At 56.2% G+C, this 671-nt stretch carries 1 protein-coding gene; it reads right to left on the bottom strand.

What is annotated here, in order from left to right:
- Positions 1-671, bottom strand: a 671-nt coding sequence (locus PSFL_RS19075; protein WP_397470377.1) for an immunoglobulin-like domain-containing protein, incomplete at both ends; no start/stop codon positions are given.

Genomic DNA, 671 nt, shown 5'->3' with positions numbered 1-671 from the left:
CCGCTCGACTGGTTCACACCGATGGTGATGACCTGGTTGTTATCCAGAGTCACTGTCACAGGGCTGGTGATGTTGGTCACCGGCGCGCCGTTCTTATCCACCAAGGTAGCGGTGTAGACGATCTCGCCGCCTTCGCCCACAGTTTTAGTGGCGGTCAGGACCACATCGACCTTGTCGATGGTGTCGTTGATCTGCGTCGTTGCGCCGTTGCCTGCAACCACGAGCTTCTCGAAGTTGCCGCCGTCAGTCCCGGTAATCTGGACAGTCTGGGTGCTCTTGTCGACGAACACGTCATCGCCAGGGGCATCAACGGTGACGGTGCCGACGGTTTCGCCGGCCTTGATGGTGATGGTTTGTTTGTTATCGAGGGTCAGGGTGACGTCAGTGTCAGCCTTGTTGCTCAAGGTGGCGGTGTAAGTGATCTGGCCACCTTCACTCACTTCCGAAGGAGCCGTCAGCGTCACTGTCGTGGTGTTATCGGTACCTGGGGTATCAGTGACAGTCGTGGTGACCTTGTCAGTCCCAGGAACCAGATTTTCAAAGTGCTCGCCACCGGTGACTTCTTTAATACCGGTAGTAACGGTCTGATCACCTTTGTACACATCATCTGGAGCCACAACCGAGACAGTCCCGCTCGACTGGTTCACACCGATGGTGATGACCTGGTTGTT

Origin of the sequence: Pseudomonas sp. DD1 (assembly GCF_044510355.1) — a bacterium.
Lineage (GTDB): Bacteria > Pseudomonadota > Gammaproteobacteria > Pseudomonadales > Pseudomonadaceae > Aquipseudomonas > Aquipseudomonas shahriarae.
This window is presented reverse-complemented; position numbering and strand designations above follow the sequence as displayed.